Source organism: Pseudarthrobacter enclensis (assembly GCF_030811655.1).
Taxonomy (GTDB): Bacteria; Actinomycetota; Actinomycetes; order Actinomycetales; family Micrococcaceae; genus Arthrobacter; species Arthrobacter enclensis_A.
The window spans coordinates 161092-176129 of the sequence record NZ_JAUSRE010000003.1 but is presented as its reverse complement, the minus strand read 5'-3'; the positions used below and the strand labels follow the sequence as shown (position 1 = coordinate 176129).

13 protein-coding genes are annotated in these 15038 nt (G+C 66.6%); 10 read left to right on the top strand and 3 right to left on the bottom strand.

All coding sequences use genetic code 11. The features are described 5' to 3' along the window. The first annotated feature begins 4 nt into the window (after positions 1–4). The 8 genes from J2X98_RS04225 to J2X98_RS04190 all read left to right on the top strand — a co-directional run bounded on the left by J2X98_RS04225 (position 5) and on the right by J2X98_RS04190 (position 9771). Positions 5–1465 (top strand): FAD-dependent oxidoreductase, encoded by a 1461-nt coding sequence (locus J2X98_RS04225; protein ID WP_373460826.1) that lies wholly within the window; start codon positions 5–7, stop codon positions 1463–1465. A 60-nt stretch (positions 1466–1525) separates the two neighbouring features. Continuing rightward, positions 1526–2146, top strand: coding sequence for a TetR/AcrR family transcriptional regulator (locus J2X98_RS04220; protein WP_307304561.1), 621 nt, complete (start codon positions 1526–1528; stop codon positions 2144–2146). After that, the gene (locus J2X98_RS04215; protein WP_307304559.1) at positions 2146–3420 is read left to right on the top strand and encodes a glycosyltransferase; all 1275 of its coding nucleotides are present in this window, start codon (positions 2146–2148) and stop codon (positions 3418–3420) included. Before J2X98_RS04220 ends, J2X98_RS04215 begins: the two co-directional genes overlap by 1 nt. An 81-nt stretch (positions 3421–3501) precedes the next feature. After that, positions 3502–4881 carry a GAF domain-containing protein gene (locus J2X98_RS04210; protein WP_307304558.1) on the top strand — a complete coding sequence of 460 codons (1380 nt, stop codon included), beginning with the start codon at positions 3502–3504 and terminating at the stop codon, positions 4879–4881. Between the two features lie 169 nt (positions 4882–5050). Further along, positions 5051–6574, top strand: coding sequence for an acetaldehyde dehydrogenase ExaC (gene exaC / locus J2X98_RS04205; protein ID WP_307304555.1), 1524 nt, complete (start codon positions 5051–5053; stop codon positions 6572–6574). Positions 6575–6613: 39 nt separating this feature from the next. Beyond that, the gene (adhP, locus tag J2X98_RS04200) at positions 6614–7636 is read left to right on the top strand and encodes an alcohol dehydrogenase AdhP (RefSeq protein ID WP_307304553.1); all 1023 of its coding nucleotides are present in this window, start codon (positions 6614–6616) and stop codon (positions 7634–7636) included. Beyond that, complete coding sequence (locus tag J2X98_RS04195) at positions 7636–8043, top strand: DUF779 domain-containing protein (RefSeq protein WP_307304550.1); 408 nt, start codon at positions 7636–7638, stop codon at positions 8041–8043. The genes adhP and J2X98_RS04195 overlap by 1 nt, the downstream gene beginning before the upstream one ends. A gap of 174 nt (positions 8044–8217) precedes the next feature. After that, positions 8218–9771 carry an amino acid permease gene (locus J2X98_RS04190; protein ID WP_141942885.1) on the top strand — a complete coding sequence of 518 codons (1554 nt, stop codon included), beginning with the start codon at positions 8218–8220 and terminating at the stop codon, positions 9769–9771. 139 nt (positions 9772–9910) lie between these two features. Here J2X98_RS04190 and J2X98_RS04185 read toward each other — a convergent pair whose 3' ends face one another. From J2X98_RS04185 to J2X98_RS04175, 3 genes are all read right to left on the bottom strand, one after another. Next, entirely contained in the window at positions 9911–10546 is a 636-nt protein-coding gene (locus J2X98_RS04185) for a DUF2461 domain-containing protein (RefSeq protein WP_307304546.1), read from the bottom strand. 138 nt (positions 10547–10684) lie between these two features. Next, positions 10685–12181 carry a catalase gene (locus tag J2X98_RS04180; RefSeq protein ID WP_307304543.1) on the bottom strand — a complete coding sequence of 499 codons (1497 nt, stop codon included), beginning with the start codon at positions 12179–12181 and terminating at the stop codon, positions 10685–10687. A gap of 7 nt (positions 12182–12188) precedes the next feature. After that, positions 12189–12674: a Fur family transcriptional regulator gene (locus J2X98_RS04175; protein WP_018769037.1), complete on the bottom strand. Its 486-nt coding sequence runs from the start codon at positions 12672–12674 to the stop codon at positions 12189–12191. A gap of 80 nt (positions 12675–12754) precedes the next feature. On the opposite strand from J2X98_RS04175, the gene J2X98_RS04170 reads away from it, so the two are divergent. Next, positions 12755–14026 carry an MFS transporter gene (locus tag J2X98_RS04170; protein WP_307304538.1) on the top strand — a complete coding sequence of 424 codons (1272 nt, stop codon included), beginning with the start codon at positions 12755–12757 and terminating at the stop codon, positions 14024–14026. Between the two features lie 28 nt (positions 14027–14054). Beyond that, the gene (gene htpX, locus J2X98_RS04165) at positions 14055–14921 is read left to right on the top strand and encodes a zinc metalloprotease HtpX (RefSeq protein WP_141942876.1); all 867 of its coding nucleotides are present in this window, start codon (positions 14055–14057) and stop codon (positions 14919–14921) included. The last annotated feature ends 117 nt before the right edge of the window (positions 14922–15038 follow it).

Below are 15038 nucleotides of genomic sequence, written 5' to 3'. Positions count from 1 at the left end.
GATCATGAGCAGGACCAGTTCAGAAGGGCTCCCGGTGTCCAACCACAGCGAAACCGCCGCCAACCGTCCCCTCCGCGTCGCCATCGTCGGCGCGGGACCGGCAGGAGTCTATGCTGCGGACATCCTCACCAAATCCAGCGGGGTGAAGGACGGCGACTTCCAGGTCAGCATCGACCTCTTCGAGGCCTACCCGGCCCCTTATGGCCTGATCCGGTACGGCGTTGCCCCGGACCATCCCCGGATCAAGGGCATCGTCAACGCCCTGCACAAGGTTTTGGACCGGGGGGACATCCGCTTCCTGGGCAACGTGACCTACGGCCGGGACCTCACGCTGCACGATTTCCGCGCGTTCTATGACGCCGTGATCTTCTCCACCGGCGCCATCAAGGATGCGGACCTGGACATCCCGGGCATCAACCTGCGGGGCTCCTTCGGCGGCGCGGACTTCGTGTCCTGGTACGACGGCCACCCGGATGTCCCGCGCGAATGGCCCCTGGAGGCCAGGGAAATCGCCGTCATCGGCAACGGCAATGTGGCGCTGGATGTGGCCCGCATGCTGGTCAAGCACCCCGAAGAACTGCTCACCACGGAGATCCCGGACAACGTCTACCAGGGCCTGAAGGCCTCGCCGGTCACCGACGTCCACGTATTCGGCCGCCGCGGACCGGCCCAGGTCAAGTTCACCCCGCTGGAGCTGCGCGAGCTCAGCCACATGGATGACGTGGACATCGTCCTGTACCCGGAGGACTTTGAATTCGACGAGGCCTCGGACGAGGCCATCCGCAGCAACAACCAGGTCAAGACCATGGTGAACACCCTCACCAACTGGCTGGTGGAGGAGCATGCGGAGTCGGAAAACCCTTCCTCCCGCAGGCTGCACCTGCACTTCCTGCACAGCCCCGTTGAAGTGCTCGATGACGGCACGGGCAAAGTGGGCGGCATCAAGTTTGAGCGCATGCAACTGGACGGGACCGGCAATGCGAAGGGGACGGGGGAGTACGTCGAGTACCCGGTCCAGGCCGTATACCGTGCCGTTGGCTACCATGGCTCGGCCCTTGATGAACTGGAGTACGACGCCAAGCGCGGCGTCATCCCGAACCAGGGCGGCCGCGTCCTGGACGCCGCGGGCAACCCGGTTCCCGGCATCTACACCACGGGGTGGATCAAACGCGGTCCGGTCGGGCTGATCGGCCACACCAAGGGCGATGCGCTGGAGACCATTGGCTTCCTGCTGGAGGACCGGCTGAACCTCCCGGCCGCGCAGAACCCGGACCCGCAGGCCATCATCGACCTGCTTGAGGAGCGCGGCATCGAGTACACCACCTGGGAAGGCTGGAACAAGCTTGATGCCCATGAGGCAGGGCTTGGCGCGGCCTGGACCGGGCCTGAGGGCCTGGACCATGTGGTGCGCGAACGCATCAAGGTGGTGCCGCGCGAGGACATGATCCGCATCTCGCGCGACTGAGCCCTATCCCGGGACCTTGTGCCCTGTCCCGTGAGCCGTATTCGAGTTAATCTGATTAACATGAATATGGCCGCGGCAAAGAGCCGAGCCTACGATTCGCCCAAGCGGGCTTCTTCCGCCGCCCAAACCGGGCGCCGGATCCTGCAGGCCACCGAAGACCTCTTCGTTGAGCGGCCGCTGAGCGAGGTCACGCTCAATGCAGTGGCGGAACGGGCCGGCGTGACGGTCCAGACCGTCATCCGCAGGTTCGGTGACCGGGCACGCCTTATCGGCGCCTGCGCCAAAGCCGCCATGGACCGGGTGGGCAGCCAGCGCAATGCTGCTCCTCCCGGGGACGTGCCCGCCGCCGTCGGGAATCTCCTGGAACACTACGAAACCACCGGACGCCTGGCCTTGAAGCTGCTGGCCGAGGAGCAGGCTTCACCCGAGCTGGCGCAGATCACCGAGGGCGGCCGCAACCTGCACCGCCAGTGGTGCGCGCGGGTCTTCGCCCCCTTCCTGGACCCCGTGTTCCTGGCAAGCCTGGAGGGCAGCCCGGAGCGCGACCGCCGGCTGGCCCAGTTCGTCGCGCTTTGCGACGTCTACACCTGGAAGCTGCTCCGCCTCGACGCAGGGCTCAGCCGCGACCAGGTGGAACAGTCCCTGCTCGAAATGCTGGAACCCTTCACCCGGAGGTCCTGATGTCCACCGTCCTTGCCTACACCTCACCCGCCATCGGCCACTTGTTCCCGATGGTTCCGCTGCTCCAGGAGCTCAAGGCCCGGGGCCACGCAGTCCACGTCCGTACCCTCGGCCGGCAGGTTCCCGTGCTCCGGAAGGAAGGGTTCCAGGCCGAAGCCGTGGATGAGCGCATCCTGGCGATCGAAGCCACCGATTACCGTGCTGGAAGCGCGAAGGCGGCGCTCGCTTCCAGCGTGGAAACGTTCACGGCCCGCGCACGCTTTGATGCACCTGACCTGCAGAAGGCCATCGACGCCGTTCGCCCGGACCTGCTCCTGGTGGACATCAACGCATGGGGAGCCCGCATCCAGGCTGAGTCCTCCGGCCTGCCATGGGCCACTTTCAGTCCGTACACGCCCCCGCTGCAGTCGCGGGGGACACCCCCGTTTGGCCCCGGGCTGGCCCCGATGTCCGGTCCGCTCGGCATGGCCCGGGATGCGGTGGTGCGGCGCCTGGTGATTGGCGCGGTCGAAAAGTTGATGCTGCCGCGCATCAACTCCCTGCGGGCGGACCTGACCGGCGGCAGCCTTCGTCCGGTCAGCGGTGCGGACGACATGTTCCGGACCGCGCCGCTCATGCTCGTTGCCACATCCGAACCGTTCGAGTACCCGCATCCTGACTGGGGTCCGGACGTGCGCATGATCGGCGCGCTTCAATGGGAGCCGCCCGTGGAACCTCCCGCCTGGCTGCGGGACGGAGCGGATCCTGTCGTGCTGGTGACCACCTCCTCCGAATACCAGGCGGACCAAGCCATTGTCAGGGCCGCGCTGGCCGGCCTCGCTGCCGAACCCTTCACCGTCGTTGCCACCGTGCCCGCGGCGGAAGCCGGATCGGCCGGAGCGAACCGGGCATCCGGGACCGATGGCTTCGGACCGGTGCCGTCCAACGCCCGGCTGGAACACTTCGTCCCGCACGGGCCCGTCCTTGACCGCGCCGCCGTCGCCATCACCCATGGCGGGATGGGGGCAACCCAGAAGGCGCTCTCCAAAGGGGTGCCCGTGGTGGTGGTTCCGTTCGGGCGCGACCAGCACGAGGTTGCAGCAAGGGTGGTAACGGCCGACGCCGGAGTGCGGCTCAGCCGGAAGCACCTCACCCCGGAGCGGCTCCGGGCCGCCGTTCACCAGGCGCGGACCAAAGCCCCGGGCGCGCGGCGGGTCGCCCAGGGCTACTCTGCGGCAGGCGGTGCGGCAGCAGGAGCGGATGCCTTGGAGGCGCTGGTTCGCGTACACCCATGACACCGGGTTTTTGTCCGGCTATGCTGGCTTGGCCACCCCCAGCCATGCAAAGCAGGGCAAAAATTCCGGAACGGGAGTTCGATGACGAACCTGCTCCATCCTGAACCCCGCCAGCGCGCCGCGCTGGCCGGCCATGAGCGCCTGGACGGTGCCATTTACGAAACTGCGGGCCGTGGCGATGCCACCCCGGAAATCCCCGGCCTCCGCAACCTCATCCGGGAGTCCTGGCAGCGTTCCGCACGCTTCAAAGCCAACCCGGACAACACGGCCGCCCCGCTCGCCTTCGACTGGGACGAGCTGGAGGACTACCGCCGGCGCCACCCCCTGGCTGCGATCATGCCGGTCATCAACAAACTCCTGGTCCAGCCCAGCCATGACAGCGGGCTCCTGGTTGCCGTGGGTGATGAGGTGGGCAGGCTGTTGTGGGTGGACGGCGACCCCGCCCTCCAGCGCCGCGCAGAAGGCATGATGTTCGTTCCCGGTGCAGACTGGTCCGAGGCCAGCGTAGGCACCAGCGCGCCGGGCACCGCCCTTGCCCTCGGCCGGGGAATCCAGATCGCCGGAGCCGAGCACTACCAGCGGGCTGTCCATCCCTGGAGCTGCACCGCCGTCCCCTTCCACGATCCGGATTCCGGTGCGGTCCTCGGCGTCGTGGACATCACCGGGACGGCCACGGCGGTGGCGCCGCACACCCTGTCGCTGGTAGAGGCCACAGTGGCCGCAGCCCAGGCCCAGCTGCGGGTGGAGCGGCTGCAGCATGCTGCGGAGCTGGCCAGGAAGCCCGTACGACGCCGGACCCCGGCTGCCGCCGGCACACAGGGCAAGAGTGCCGGGGCAGGCAGCCGCGCCAGGGAAGGCAGCCTGTACCGGAACAGCCTGCAGTTGCTGGGCCGCGACCAGGCGCTGCTGAGCCTGGGAGGACGGACGGTGTCCCTGTCCGCACGCCACAGTGAGATTCTTGCCCTGCTCAGCACGCACCCGGAAGGGCTCAGCGCCGAGGAGCTTGGCACGCTGCTGTACCCGGGGGAGGGCTCCACCATCACCCTCCGGGCCGAGATGGTGCGCCTCCGCAAAGTCATCCAGGAATTGAGCCCGGACGCGGTTCCCGGTTCGCGACCGTACCGGCTGCCGCTGGACCTGGTGCCGGACACGGGCCAGGTGCTCAGTTGCCTGCAGCGCGGTGCGCACCGGATCGCCCTGGAGATTTACCGCGGCGAGGTGCTGCCCCGCTCTGAGGCGCCTGGCATCGTGGAGCTGCGGAGGAGGGTCTCATCCCTGCTCCGGGACGCGGTCCTCACCGACGGCAGTGCCGAGTCCCTGCTCAAATTCGCCGCGCTGCCCGAGGCAAGGGACGACGTCGGGATCCGCCGTGCGGCGCTCCGCCTCCTGCCGCCGCGCTCACCCAAGCGGGCCGCCGTCGTGGCCGACCTGGAACGGCTGGAAGCCGAACTGCGCGCCTGACCGGCGACCGGTGGTTGAGCTTTTCGAAACCAGGTTCCGGCACCTTCAACCATGTGTTGTGATTCAGCTCTCACCGTTGCAACCTTGCTGCAACCTCCCCGCTCCTACGCTGGCTTCATTGGCGAGCGCCCCTACGGGCCAGCCTTCTGCACAGCAAAGGAGCTAAGCAATGACCGTTTACGCACAGCCGGGAACCGACGGTTCGAAGGTCACCTTCAAGGACCGGTACGAAAACTGGATTGGCGGCGAATGGGTGGCCCCGGTGAAGGGCGAGTACTTCGAAAACGTCACCCCCGTGACGGGCAAGGCGTTCTGCCAGGTGGCACGCGGCACGGCTGAGGACATCGAGCTCGCCCTGGACGCGGCACACAAGGCCGCACCCTCCTGGGGCAAGACCTCCGTGGCGGAACGCGCCGCCGTCCTGAACAAGATCGCCGACCGCATCGACGAAAACCTCGAGATGCTCGCCGTGGCCGAAACCTGGGACAACGGCAAGCCCATCCGGGAAACCCTCAACGCCGACCTGCCGCTGGCCTCGGACCACTTCCGCTACTTCGCCTCAGCGGTTCGCGCCCAGGAGGGCAGCCTGTCCCAGCTCGATGACAACACCACCGCCTACCACTTCCACGAACCGCTCGGCGTGGTGGGCCAGATCATCCCCTGGAACTTCCCCATCCTGATGGCCGTCTGGAAGCTTGCGCCCGCGCTCGCCGCCGGCAACACCGTGGTCCTCAAGCCCGCAGAGCAGACGCCGTCGTCCATCCTGGTGCTGATGGAACTGATCGGGGACCTGCTGCCCGCCGGCGTGATCAACGTGGTCAACGGGTTCGGCGTGGAGGCCGGCAAGCCACTGGCATCCAGCTCCCGGATCCGGAAGATTGCCTTCACCGGTGAAACCACCACCGGCCGGCTCATCAGCCAGTACGCCAGCCAGAACCTCATCCCCGTCACCCTGGAACTGGGCGGCAAGAGCCCCAACATCTTCTTCAACGACGTTGCCCAGGAAAACGACGCCTTCTACGACAAGGCCCAGGAGGGCTTCGCGCTGTTCGCCTTCAACCAGGGCGAAGTCTGCACCTGCCCGTCGCGGGCACTGGTCCAGGAAGACATCTATGAATCCTTCATGGCCGACGCCGTGGCACGGGTGGAGAAGATGATCCAGGGCAACCCCCTGGACACCGAAACCCAGGTAGGCGCGCAGGCCTCCAACGACCAGCTGGAAAAGATCCTGTCCTACATCGACATCGGAAAGCAGGAAGGTGCCAAGGTGCTCACCGGCGGCGCGCGTGCAGAACTGCCGGGCGACCTCGCCGGCGGCTTCTACGTCCAGCCCACGGTGTTTGAGGGCCACAACCGGATGCGGATCTTCCAGGAGGAGATCTTCGGCCCGGTGGTGGCGGTGACGAAGTTCAGTGACTACAACGACGCCATGGGCATTGCCAACGACACCCTCTACGGCCTGGGCGCGGGCGTCTGGTCCCGCAACGGCAACGTGGCCTACCGCGCCGGCCGCGAGATCCAGGCCGGACGCGTCTGGGTCAACAACTACCACGCCTACCCGGCAGGGGCCGCGTTCGGCGGCTACAAGTCCTCCGGCATCGGCCGTGAGAACCACGCCATGATGCTGGACCACTACCAGCAGACCAAGAACCTCCTGGTCAGCTACGACGAAAACAAGCTCGGCTTCTTCTAGGCCGGGCCGTACCACTACAACGACGCAAGGATTTCGCCAATGACGACGACAATGCAAGCAGCAGTAGTAACCGAATTCGGCACGGACCTGCAGGTCCAGACCCTCGACGTCCCCACGCCGGGGCCGGGTCAGGCCTTGGTCAAGGTCCTGACCACCGGGGTCTGCCACACCGACCTCCACGCAGCGGAAGGCGACTGGCCGGTCAAACCCTCCCCTCCGTTCGTGCCCGGGCACGAGGGCGTGGGTGAAGTAGTGGCCCTGGGTGAGGGGGTTTCCGGCCTCGCCGTCGGCGACGTGGTGGGCAACGCGTGGCTGTGGTCAGCCTGCGGCGACTGCCAGTACTGCCGCACCGGGTGGGAAACACTTTGCGAGGCGCAGCAGAACGGCGGGTACAGCGTGGACGGCTCCTTCGGGGAGTACATGCTGGTGGACTCCCGTTTCGCGGCGCGCATACCGGCGGGATCCGACCCCGTCGAAGTGGCGCCGGTGCTTTGCGCCGGCGTCACCGTCTACAAGGGCCTGAAGATGACCGAGGCCCGGCCGGGCCAGTGGGTCACCATTTCCGGCATCGGCGGCCTGGGCCACATCGCTGTCCAGTATGCCGTGGCCATGGGACTCCGGGTTGCGGCCGTGGACATCGCCGACGACAAACTGGCCCTGGCCAAGGCCCACGGTGCTGAACTCACGGTCAACGCCCTGCATGAGGACCCGGCGGAGGTGATCCAGCGGGAGACAGGAGGCTGCCATGGAGTTCTGGTCACTGCGGTGCACCCGTCAGCGTTCGGACAGGCCATTGGGATGGCCCGCCGCGGCGGCACCATCGTGTTCAACGGACTGCCGCCGGGGGATTTCCCGGCGCCGATCTTCGAGATTGTGCTCAAGGGACTGACGGTCCGCGGCTCGATCGTCGGCACCCGGCAGGACATGGAGGAAGCCCTGGACTTCTATGCCCGGGGGAAGATCCACCCCACCGTGTCCGTGCGGGAACTGTCGGAGGTCAATGCCGTGCTCGATGAGATGAAGCACGCCAAGATCGACGGTCGCGTGGTGCTGAGGTTCTGATGCCGGCGGAAGGACTCGACGCCGCCGTGACGCTGCCCGGGGAAGATTTTTCCCGGGTTGCGCTCGCGCCGGCCGCGGTGGACCTGCTGCGGATGCTGTGGGACCGGCACGGCCCGCTCATGTTCCACCAGTCCGGCGGCTGCTGCGACGGGTCCTCGCCCATGTGCTACCCGGCCGGGGAGTTCATCACGGGCGACTCGGATGTCCTGTTGGGGCTGTTCGACCTGTCCGGCGGCCTCCAGCCCATGCCGCTTGAGTTCTGGATGTCCAGGGAGCAGTTCAACTACTGGAGCCACACCCACCTCACGGTTGACGTGGTGCCCGGCAGGGGGAGCGGCTTTTCCGTTGAAGCGCCTGAAGGTAAACGCTTCCTGATCCGGTCAACACTGATAAACTGGCCTGCCTAGGAAGTTCGATCAACGGCCACTCGGGGCTCTCCATTCGGAGGGCCCCGAGTGCGTTGGCAGAAGAATGTTCGGCAAAGGGGCCGTCTCACTATTCGGGACGATTGGGGCCGTCCAGTGGATGGACACTATCGTTGATAGGTCTGTTTCCCTCACAAACCAGGATTGTGACCCCCTATGAATCTTCTGCGGACAAAATCCATCGAGCAGTCGATCGCCGACGCCGATGAGCCCGGACGCAAACTCAAGCGTTCCCTCAGCACCTGGGACCTCATGATCATGGGCGTCGCCGTTGCTGTCGGTGCCGGCATCTTCTCGGTTGGCGCGAAGGCCGCGGCCAACTTCGCCGGCCCTGCCGTGACGCTCTCCTTCGCCATCGCAGCTGTAACCTGTGCGCTGGCCATCATGTGCTACGCCGAGTTTGCCACCGCCATCCCCGTGGCGGGCTCCGCCTACGTCTTCACGTACGCCACCATGGGCGAACTCCTTGCCTGGATCATCGGCTGGAACCTGATCCTTGAGCTGTTCACCGCCGCGGCCGTGATCGCCAAGTACTGGGGCATCTACCTGAGCAAGGTCTTCGCCCTCACCGGACTCGACGTCCCGCCGTCCATCTCGCTGGGCGGGGTGGACCTCTACTGGGGCGCCTTCCTGATCGTGGCCATCTTCACCGTGCTGCTGGTGCTGGGCACCAAGCTGTCCGCCCGCGTGGGCAACATCTTCACCCTGATCAAGATTGCCGTGGTGCTGTTCGTGATCGTGGTGGGCTTCACCTACGTGAAGTTCGAGAACTACACGCCGTTCGTTCCCGCTGCCGAGCCCACCGCCGGCACCGGCGCCGCAGACGTTCTGAAGCAGTCCTTCTTCGGCTTCCTCACCGGCGCAGCCCCCGCACAGTACGGCACCATGGGCATCTTCGCCGGTGCCGCACTGGTGTTCTTCGCCTTCATCGGCTTCGACGTGGTGGCCACCTCAGCCGAGGAGGTGAAGAACCCGCAGAAAACCCTGCCGCGCGGCATCTTCGGCGGCCTGGCCCTGGTGACGCTGCTGTACATCCTCGTCTCCCTTGCCCTGACCGGCATGGTCTCCTACACCAAGCTGGCCGAAGCCAAGAGCCCCACCCTCACCACCGCCTTCGAAGCCGTAGGCGACACGTCCGCCGCCAAGGTCATCGCCTTTGGTTCCCTGGTGGGCCTGACCACCGTGATCATGGTGCTCCTCATGGGCCTGTCCCGCGTGGTGCTGGCCATGAGCCGCGACGGCCTGCTGCCGCGCGCGCTGTCCAAGACCAGCGACAAGCGTTCGACCCCGGTTCGCCTGCAGATCATCTGCGGTGCCGCGGTTGCCCTGGTGGCCGGCCTCACCAACGTGGACCTGCTCGAGGAAATGATCAACATCGGCACCCTCTCCGCCTTCGTGGTGGTCAGCCTGGGCATCCTGGTGCTCCGGAAGAAGCGGCCGGACCTGAAGCCTGCCTTCCGCGTGCCGTTCGGCAAGGTGCTTCCCATCGTCTCTGCCGTGCTGTGCCTGTACCTGATGACCAACCTGGCCGTGGAGACCTGGATCTTCTTTGCCTTCTGGCTGGTCCTGGGCCTGGCGATCTACTTCGCCTACGGCCAGCGCCACTCACGGCTCAATGAGCGCTTCGCCGGCGCAACCGCGAGCGTCAACGGCACCGCTCCCCGCGTTGCCGCCGAGTCTGATGACGAGGAGGAGCTGAGCCGCACCTGACGGCCCGCAGCTCCTGCTGTTGAACTGCCCGTCCGGCCTGTGCCGGGCGGGCAGCGGCATCTCCGGCCGGTCCGCAGTTCCGGCCCATCCCTGTATCCCGGGCCCGGGGTGTTCCCGCTGGGTCAGAGTTCCGGGCCGGTTACGGCCCCGCATGCCTGCCCACCCACTCCACCAGCGGACGCAGCTGCCGCCAGCGGGCCGCAATCTCCTCCGCGGCCGCTTCCGAGGACACCCACCCGGGCACGCCCAGCTGCGATCCGGCGTACAGGGTCTTGTGCTTGAGGAGCTCGGCGCGGGGGTGTTCCCGGTCGAAGCCGCGGGGGACCGTCTTGAGCTTTTCGCCCTCAATGCTGAAGCCCGCGGCTGCGATCGACTCCACGATCTCCTGCAGCGCCGCACCGCTTCCGGAGGCATCGGCGGCAGCCCGGAACCTGGCGAGCTGCGCCGGCGTGTGGGAGCGGTAGCCGCCTCCCACCAGCAGGCCGTCCGCGCTGACCTGAAGGTAATAGCCCACCCCTTCCTGCCGGGTGGCGAAGGCGCCCTGGGCGGTCTTATAAGGCGACTTGTCCCGGGAGAACCGGACGTCGCGGTAGGGGCGGAACAGTTTGGCCGCCCCGAACTCCGGCTCCAGTCCAGTAAGCAGCCGGGCAAGGGGTTCCTTGACAGCGGCCTGGTACGTGTCCTTGTGCGCCAGCCACCACTCGCGGTTGTTGTTGCCTTCCAGCTCCTCATAGAAGCGGAAGGCTTCCGGGGGAATGCCTGCAAAAGTGTCCATGCCTGGAGCCTAGGGCCGGGCCCGCGGGCAGGCCAGGGAACCAGGACCGTATGTGCAAAACGCGGCAGCAAAAAGACCACCCCGCCACGGAAAACCCGTGACGGGGTGGTCTTTCAGTTCAGCGGACAGGAAGCCTGGTCAGCCAACCTTGTTGGCGGACTCCGCGTCCGAGGTGGGAGCCGAAGGTGCATCAGCTGCGCCCAGGTTGGCGCGCAGCTTGGCGCCCAGTTCGGCGTCGACATTGGTCCAGTACTGGATGGCGCGCTCCTTGATGTCGGAGCGCTTCACGCCGCCCACGGCGCCGGTGATGGTCTCCAGGAAGCGGGCCTTCTCGGCTTCGTTGTAGACCTCGCGGTACAGCGTGCCGGCCTGGACGAAGTCGCCGTCCTCGGCGTGGAGGGAGTGCGCGGAAAGGGTCAGTTCGCCGTCGTTCTCCCAGCCGCCGGCCGGGTTCTGCGGCTCAAGTGCAGACGGTCCACCAAACGTATTGGGGGCATACACGGGAACGGAAGGGGCATTGAACAGGAAGCGTCCCTGGCCGTCCTGGCTGTAGTTGTTCACCTGGTTCTTTGGCTGGTTCACCGGGATCTGGGCGTGGTTGGTGCCCACGCGGTAGCGGTGTGCGTCCGCGTAGGAGAAGATGCGGGCCTGCAGCATCTTGTCCGGGGAGGCAGCGATGCCGGGCACGAAGTTCGACGGCGCGAAGGTGGCCTGCTCGATCTGCGCGAAGTAGTTCTCCGGGTTGCGGTTCAGCTCCATGGTGCCAACCTTGATCAGCGGGTAGTCGCTGTGCGGCCACACCTTGGTCAGGTCGAACGGGTTGAAGCGGTAGGTCTTGGCGTCCTCGTAAGGCATCACCTGGACGTGCAGGTCCCAGGACGGGAAGTTGCCGGCCTCGATGTTCTCCGACAGGTCGCGGATGTAGAAGTCCGCGTCGGAGCCGGCAAGCTGTTCGGCCTGCTCGGAGCTCATGGAGTTCACGCCCTGGTTGGACTTGAAGTGGTACTTCACCCAGAAGCGCTCACCGGCTTCGTTGATCCACTGGTAGGTGTGTGAACCGTAGCCCTGCATTTCACGCCAGGAGGCGGGCAGGCCGCGGTCGCCCATGAGCCAGGTGACCTGGTGTGCGGACTCGGGGGAGAGGGTCCAGAAGTCCCACTGCATGTCGGCGTCGCGCAGGTGGGTGCCCGGCAGGCGCTTCTGGGAGTGGATGAAGTCCGGGAACTTGATGCCGTCGCGGATGAAGAAGACGGGCGTGTTGTTGCCCACGAGGTCGTAGTTGCCCTCGGTGGTGTAGAACTTCACGGCGAAACCGCGGGGGTCGCGCCAGGTGTCCGGGGAGCCGTTTTCGCCGGCCACGGAGGAGAAGCGGATGAGCATTTCGGTCTCGACGCCGGGCTGCAGGAATGCAGCCTTGGTGTACTTGGAGACGTCCTCGGTGGTCTTGAACGTGCCGAATGCACCGCCGCCCTTGGCGTGCACTACGCGCTCCGGGACCCGCTCACGGTTGAACTGGGCGAGCTTTTCGACAAGGTAGTGGTCGGTCAGAATGATGGCACCGTCGGCACCAACTGACTTCGAGTGTGCGTCGGATGTAACCGGCGCGCCTGACTGGGTTGTGGAAACGGCAGTCATTGTTCTCCTATTTCTCTTTTTCTTGCGAGGGACTATGGGGAGGAAGTTGCTGGGCCTGCTGGCATTCCTGGCAGATGCCCTGGTACATGACATCCGCGATCTGGATGGTCATGGGCTTGGCGTCCGGGTTCCAGTGCGGCGTGAGGCAGGGGGCATGGCCGACGGCGCAGTCCACGTCCTCCACGCGGCCGCAGCTGATGCAGATGGCGTGGTGGTGGTTGTCGCCCACGCGCGTCTCATACAGTGCGGGGGAGTGCGGCGGCTCAAACCGGCGCAGCATGTGCAGGTCCGTCAGGTCACCGAGCACCACATATACGGACTGGGCCGTCAGTTCCGGCAGCTCGGCGCGGGCGGCGGCAAGGATGCTTTCGGCAGGGGAATGCGGGTGGCGTTCGACGGCGGCGAGTACAGCGAGCCGCTGCTTGGTCACCCTGCGGCCGTGGGCACGCAGGGCTGCAGCCCACGCTTCCTGGCCGTCAAAGTGCTCCATCATGGCTCCATTGAAACACTTATTATTACTAACTCACAATAAGGCTTGGCTTACCTTCCCGTGTCGCCCGCTAGTGTTGCGGGGTGGGGAAAATACTTGCCGATGTCACGCCGCTCAAGGAAAGCCCCTCCTTCCGCCGGCTGTGGCTCGGATCGGCAGTGTCCGCCGTCGGCAGCCAGCTCACGTTGGTGGCCGTCAGCCTCGAGGTGTACCGCCTGACCCAGGACAGCTTCTACGTGGGACTGCTGGGCATCTTCGCGCTGGTTCCCCTCGTTGTGGGTGGACTGATGGGCGGCTCCATCGCCGACGCCCATGACCGCCGGCGCATCGCCCTCCTGGCCTCGACGGTGCTGTGGCTGACTACAGGGCTGATCGCGTTCCAGGCCTGGCTGCACCTGGGCAACGTATGGGTGCTGTACCTCCTGGTGGCACTGCAAAGCGGCGCCCAGGCCATCAATCAGCCGGCCCGCAGCGCCATCATCCCCACGCTCATCCGCAAGGAACTTCTGCCGGCGGCCAACGCGCTGAGCATGCTCTCCCTGGGCCTTGCCATGACGGCAGGGCCGCTGCTGGCCGGGCTCCTGGTGGCGTGGGTCGGGTTCGGCTGGACCTACACCGTCGACTTTGTCAGCTTCGCCTTCGTCCTCTGGGCCGTCTACCGCCTCCCGCCCATGCCTCCCGCCGGCACGCGCAGCAAGGTAGGGCTCCGCTCCGTCATTGAGGGGTTCCGTTTCCTGGGGACGCGGCCCAACCTCCGGATGACCTTCATCATCGACATCGTGGCCATGGTCCTTGCCCAGCCGCGGGCGCTGCTCCCCGCCGTCGCCGCACTCATGATCGGCGGCGGCGAGGCAACCGTGGGCATCCTGCTGGCCAGCACCGCCGTCGGGGCCTTCCTGGCCGGCCTGTTCTCCGGTCCGCTGGGCATGGTGCGCCGCCAGGGGACCGCCGTCGTCATCTCCGTGATGGGCTGGGGCGCGTCCATTGGTGCGTTCGGCCTGGTGGTGCTGCTTGCCGGCCGGGCGCCGGACGGCACGGTGACGGTGTGGCTGCTGCCCGCCGCACTTTGCTGCGCCCTGGCCGGGATCGCCGACTCGATCAGCAGCGTCTTCCGGAACACCATCCTGCAGGCGGCAGCCCCGGACCACCTGCGCGGACGGCTGCAGGGCGTGTTCATTGTGGTGGTGGCCGGCGGACCGCGGATCGGTGACCTGCTGGCCGGCGGCGCGACTAGGATTTTGAGTGAGGGCTGGGTCCTGCTGTTCGGCGGTGTGCTGTGCATCGCGGTGGCGTGGCTGGCGGCGAAGCTGCAGCCGGGCTTCCGGAAATACGATGCGCGGAACCCGGTGCCCTAGCCGGCCGTTCCCTTAGTAAGGAGGAAACGTGCACAACCATCACAACGGCCTGAAGACGGCGGCACTGTTCGGGGTGCTCTGGGCCGTACTCCTCGGCCTCGGCGGCCTCATCGGCGTCGGTACCCGCAGCTCCGCGCCCATCTGGATCATGGCGCTGGTCGGCGTCGGCACCACGTTCTACGGCTACTGGAACAGCGACAAGATCGCCATCCGGTCCATGCAGGCCTTCCCGGTGACCGAAGCCCAGGCCCCGCAGCTCTACCAGATCGTCCGCGAGCTCTCCATGCGCGCCAACCAGCCCATGCCGCGCATCTACGTCTCGCCCACCATGAACCCCAATGCCTTCGCCACCGGCCGCAACCCGAAAAACGCGGCCGTCTGCTGCACGGAAGGCATCCTGCAGCTCCTGGACGCGCGCGAACTCCGCGGCGTCCTGGGCCACGAACTGATGCACGTCTACAACCGCGACATCCTCACCTCATCGGTCGCGGCCGCCGTCGCCGGCGTGATCACGTCGGTTGGCCAGATGCTGCTGTTCTTCGGCGGCGGGGACCGGCGCAACGCGAACCCGCTGGCCATGATCGCCATGGCGCTGCTGGCGCCCTTCGCGGCGTCGCTGATCCAGATGGCCATCTCCCGCACCAGGGAGTACGACGCCGACGAGGACGGTTCGCAGCTCACCGGGGATCCGCTGGCACTCGCCTCAGCCCTGGGCAAGATTGAGCGCGGCGTCAGCCTTGCCCCGTTGCCGCAGGACCAGCGGCTGGTCAACGCCTCGCACCTGATGATCGCCAACCCGTTCCGCGGGGGCGCGATGAACAAGCTCTTCGCCACCCACCCGCCAATGCGGGACCGCATCGTCCGGCTGGAGCGGATGGCGGGCCGGCAGGTGTAGCCGGGATCCCGCCGTCGGACGCCTGCGTGGCGACGCGCACCTTTGTTTCGACGCGCACCCTCGCTTTCGCTGCACAAAATCCCTGGCGCACCTGGTATTCCGGGGGCGCCGGGTTAT

Bases quoted from the DNA above. Each gene is read 5' to 3' on its own strand.
- J2X98_RS04210 (WP_307304558.1), top strand. From the start codon at position 3,502: ATGACGAACCTGCTCCATCCTGAACCCCGCCAGCGCGCCGCGCTGGCC.
- J2X98_RS04190 (WP_141942885.1), top strand. From the start codon at position 8,218: ATGAATCTTCTGCGGACAAAATCCATCGAGCAGTCGATCGCCGACGCC.
- J2X98_RS04195 (WP_307304550.1), top strand. From the start codon at position 7,636: ATGCCGGCGGAAGGACTCGACGCCGCCGTGACGCTGCCCGGGGAAGAT.
- J2X98_RS04215 (WP_307304559.1), top strand. From the start codon at position 2,146: ATGTCCACCGTCCTTGCCTACACCTCACCCGCCATCGGCCACTTGTTC.
- J2X98_RS04220 (WP_307304561.1), top strand. From the start codon at position 1,526: ATGAATATGGCCGCGGCAAAGAGCCGAGCCTACGATTCGCCCAAGCGG.
- adhP (WP_307304553.1), top strand. From the start codon at position 6,614: ATGACGACGACAATGCAAGCAGCAGTAGTAACCGAATTCGGCACGGAC.
- J2X98_RS04180 (WP_307304543.1), bottom strand. From the start codon at position 12,181: ATGACTGCCGTTTCCACAACCCAGTCAGGCGCGCCGGTTACATCCGAC.
- J2X98_RS04225 (WP_373460826.1), top strand. From the start codon at position 5: ATGAGCAGGACCAGTTCAGAAGGGCTCCCGGTGTCCAACCACAGCGAA.
- J2X98_RS04175 (WP_018769037.1), bottom strand. From the start codon at position 12,674: ATGATGGAGCACTTTGACGGCCAGGAAGCGTGGGCTGCAGCCCTGCGT.
- exaC (WP_307304555.1), top strand. From the start codon at position 5,051: ATGACCGTTTACGCACAGCCGGGAACCGACGGTTCGAAGGTCACCTTC.
- J2X98_RS04185 (WP_307304546.1), bottom strand. From the start codon at position 10,546: ATGGACACTTTTGCAGGCATTCCCCCGGAAGCCTTCCGCTTCTATGAG.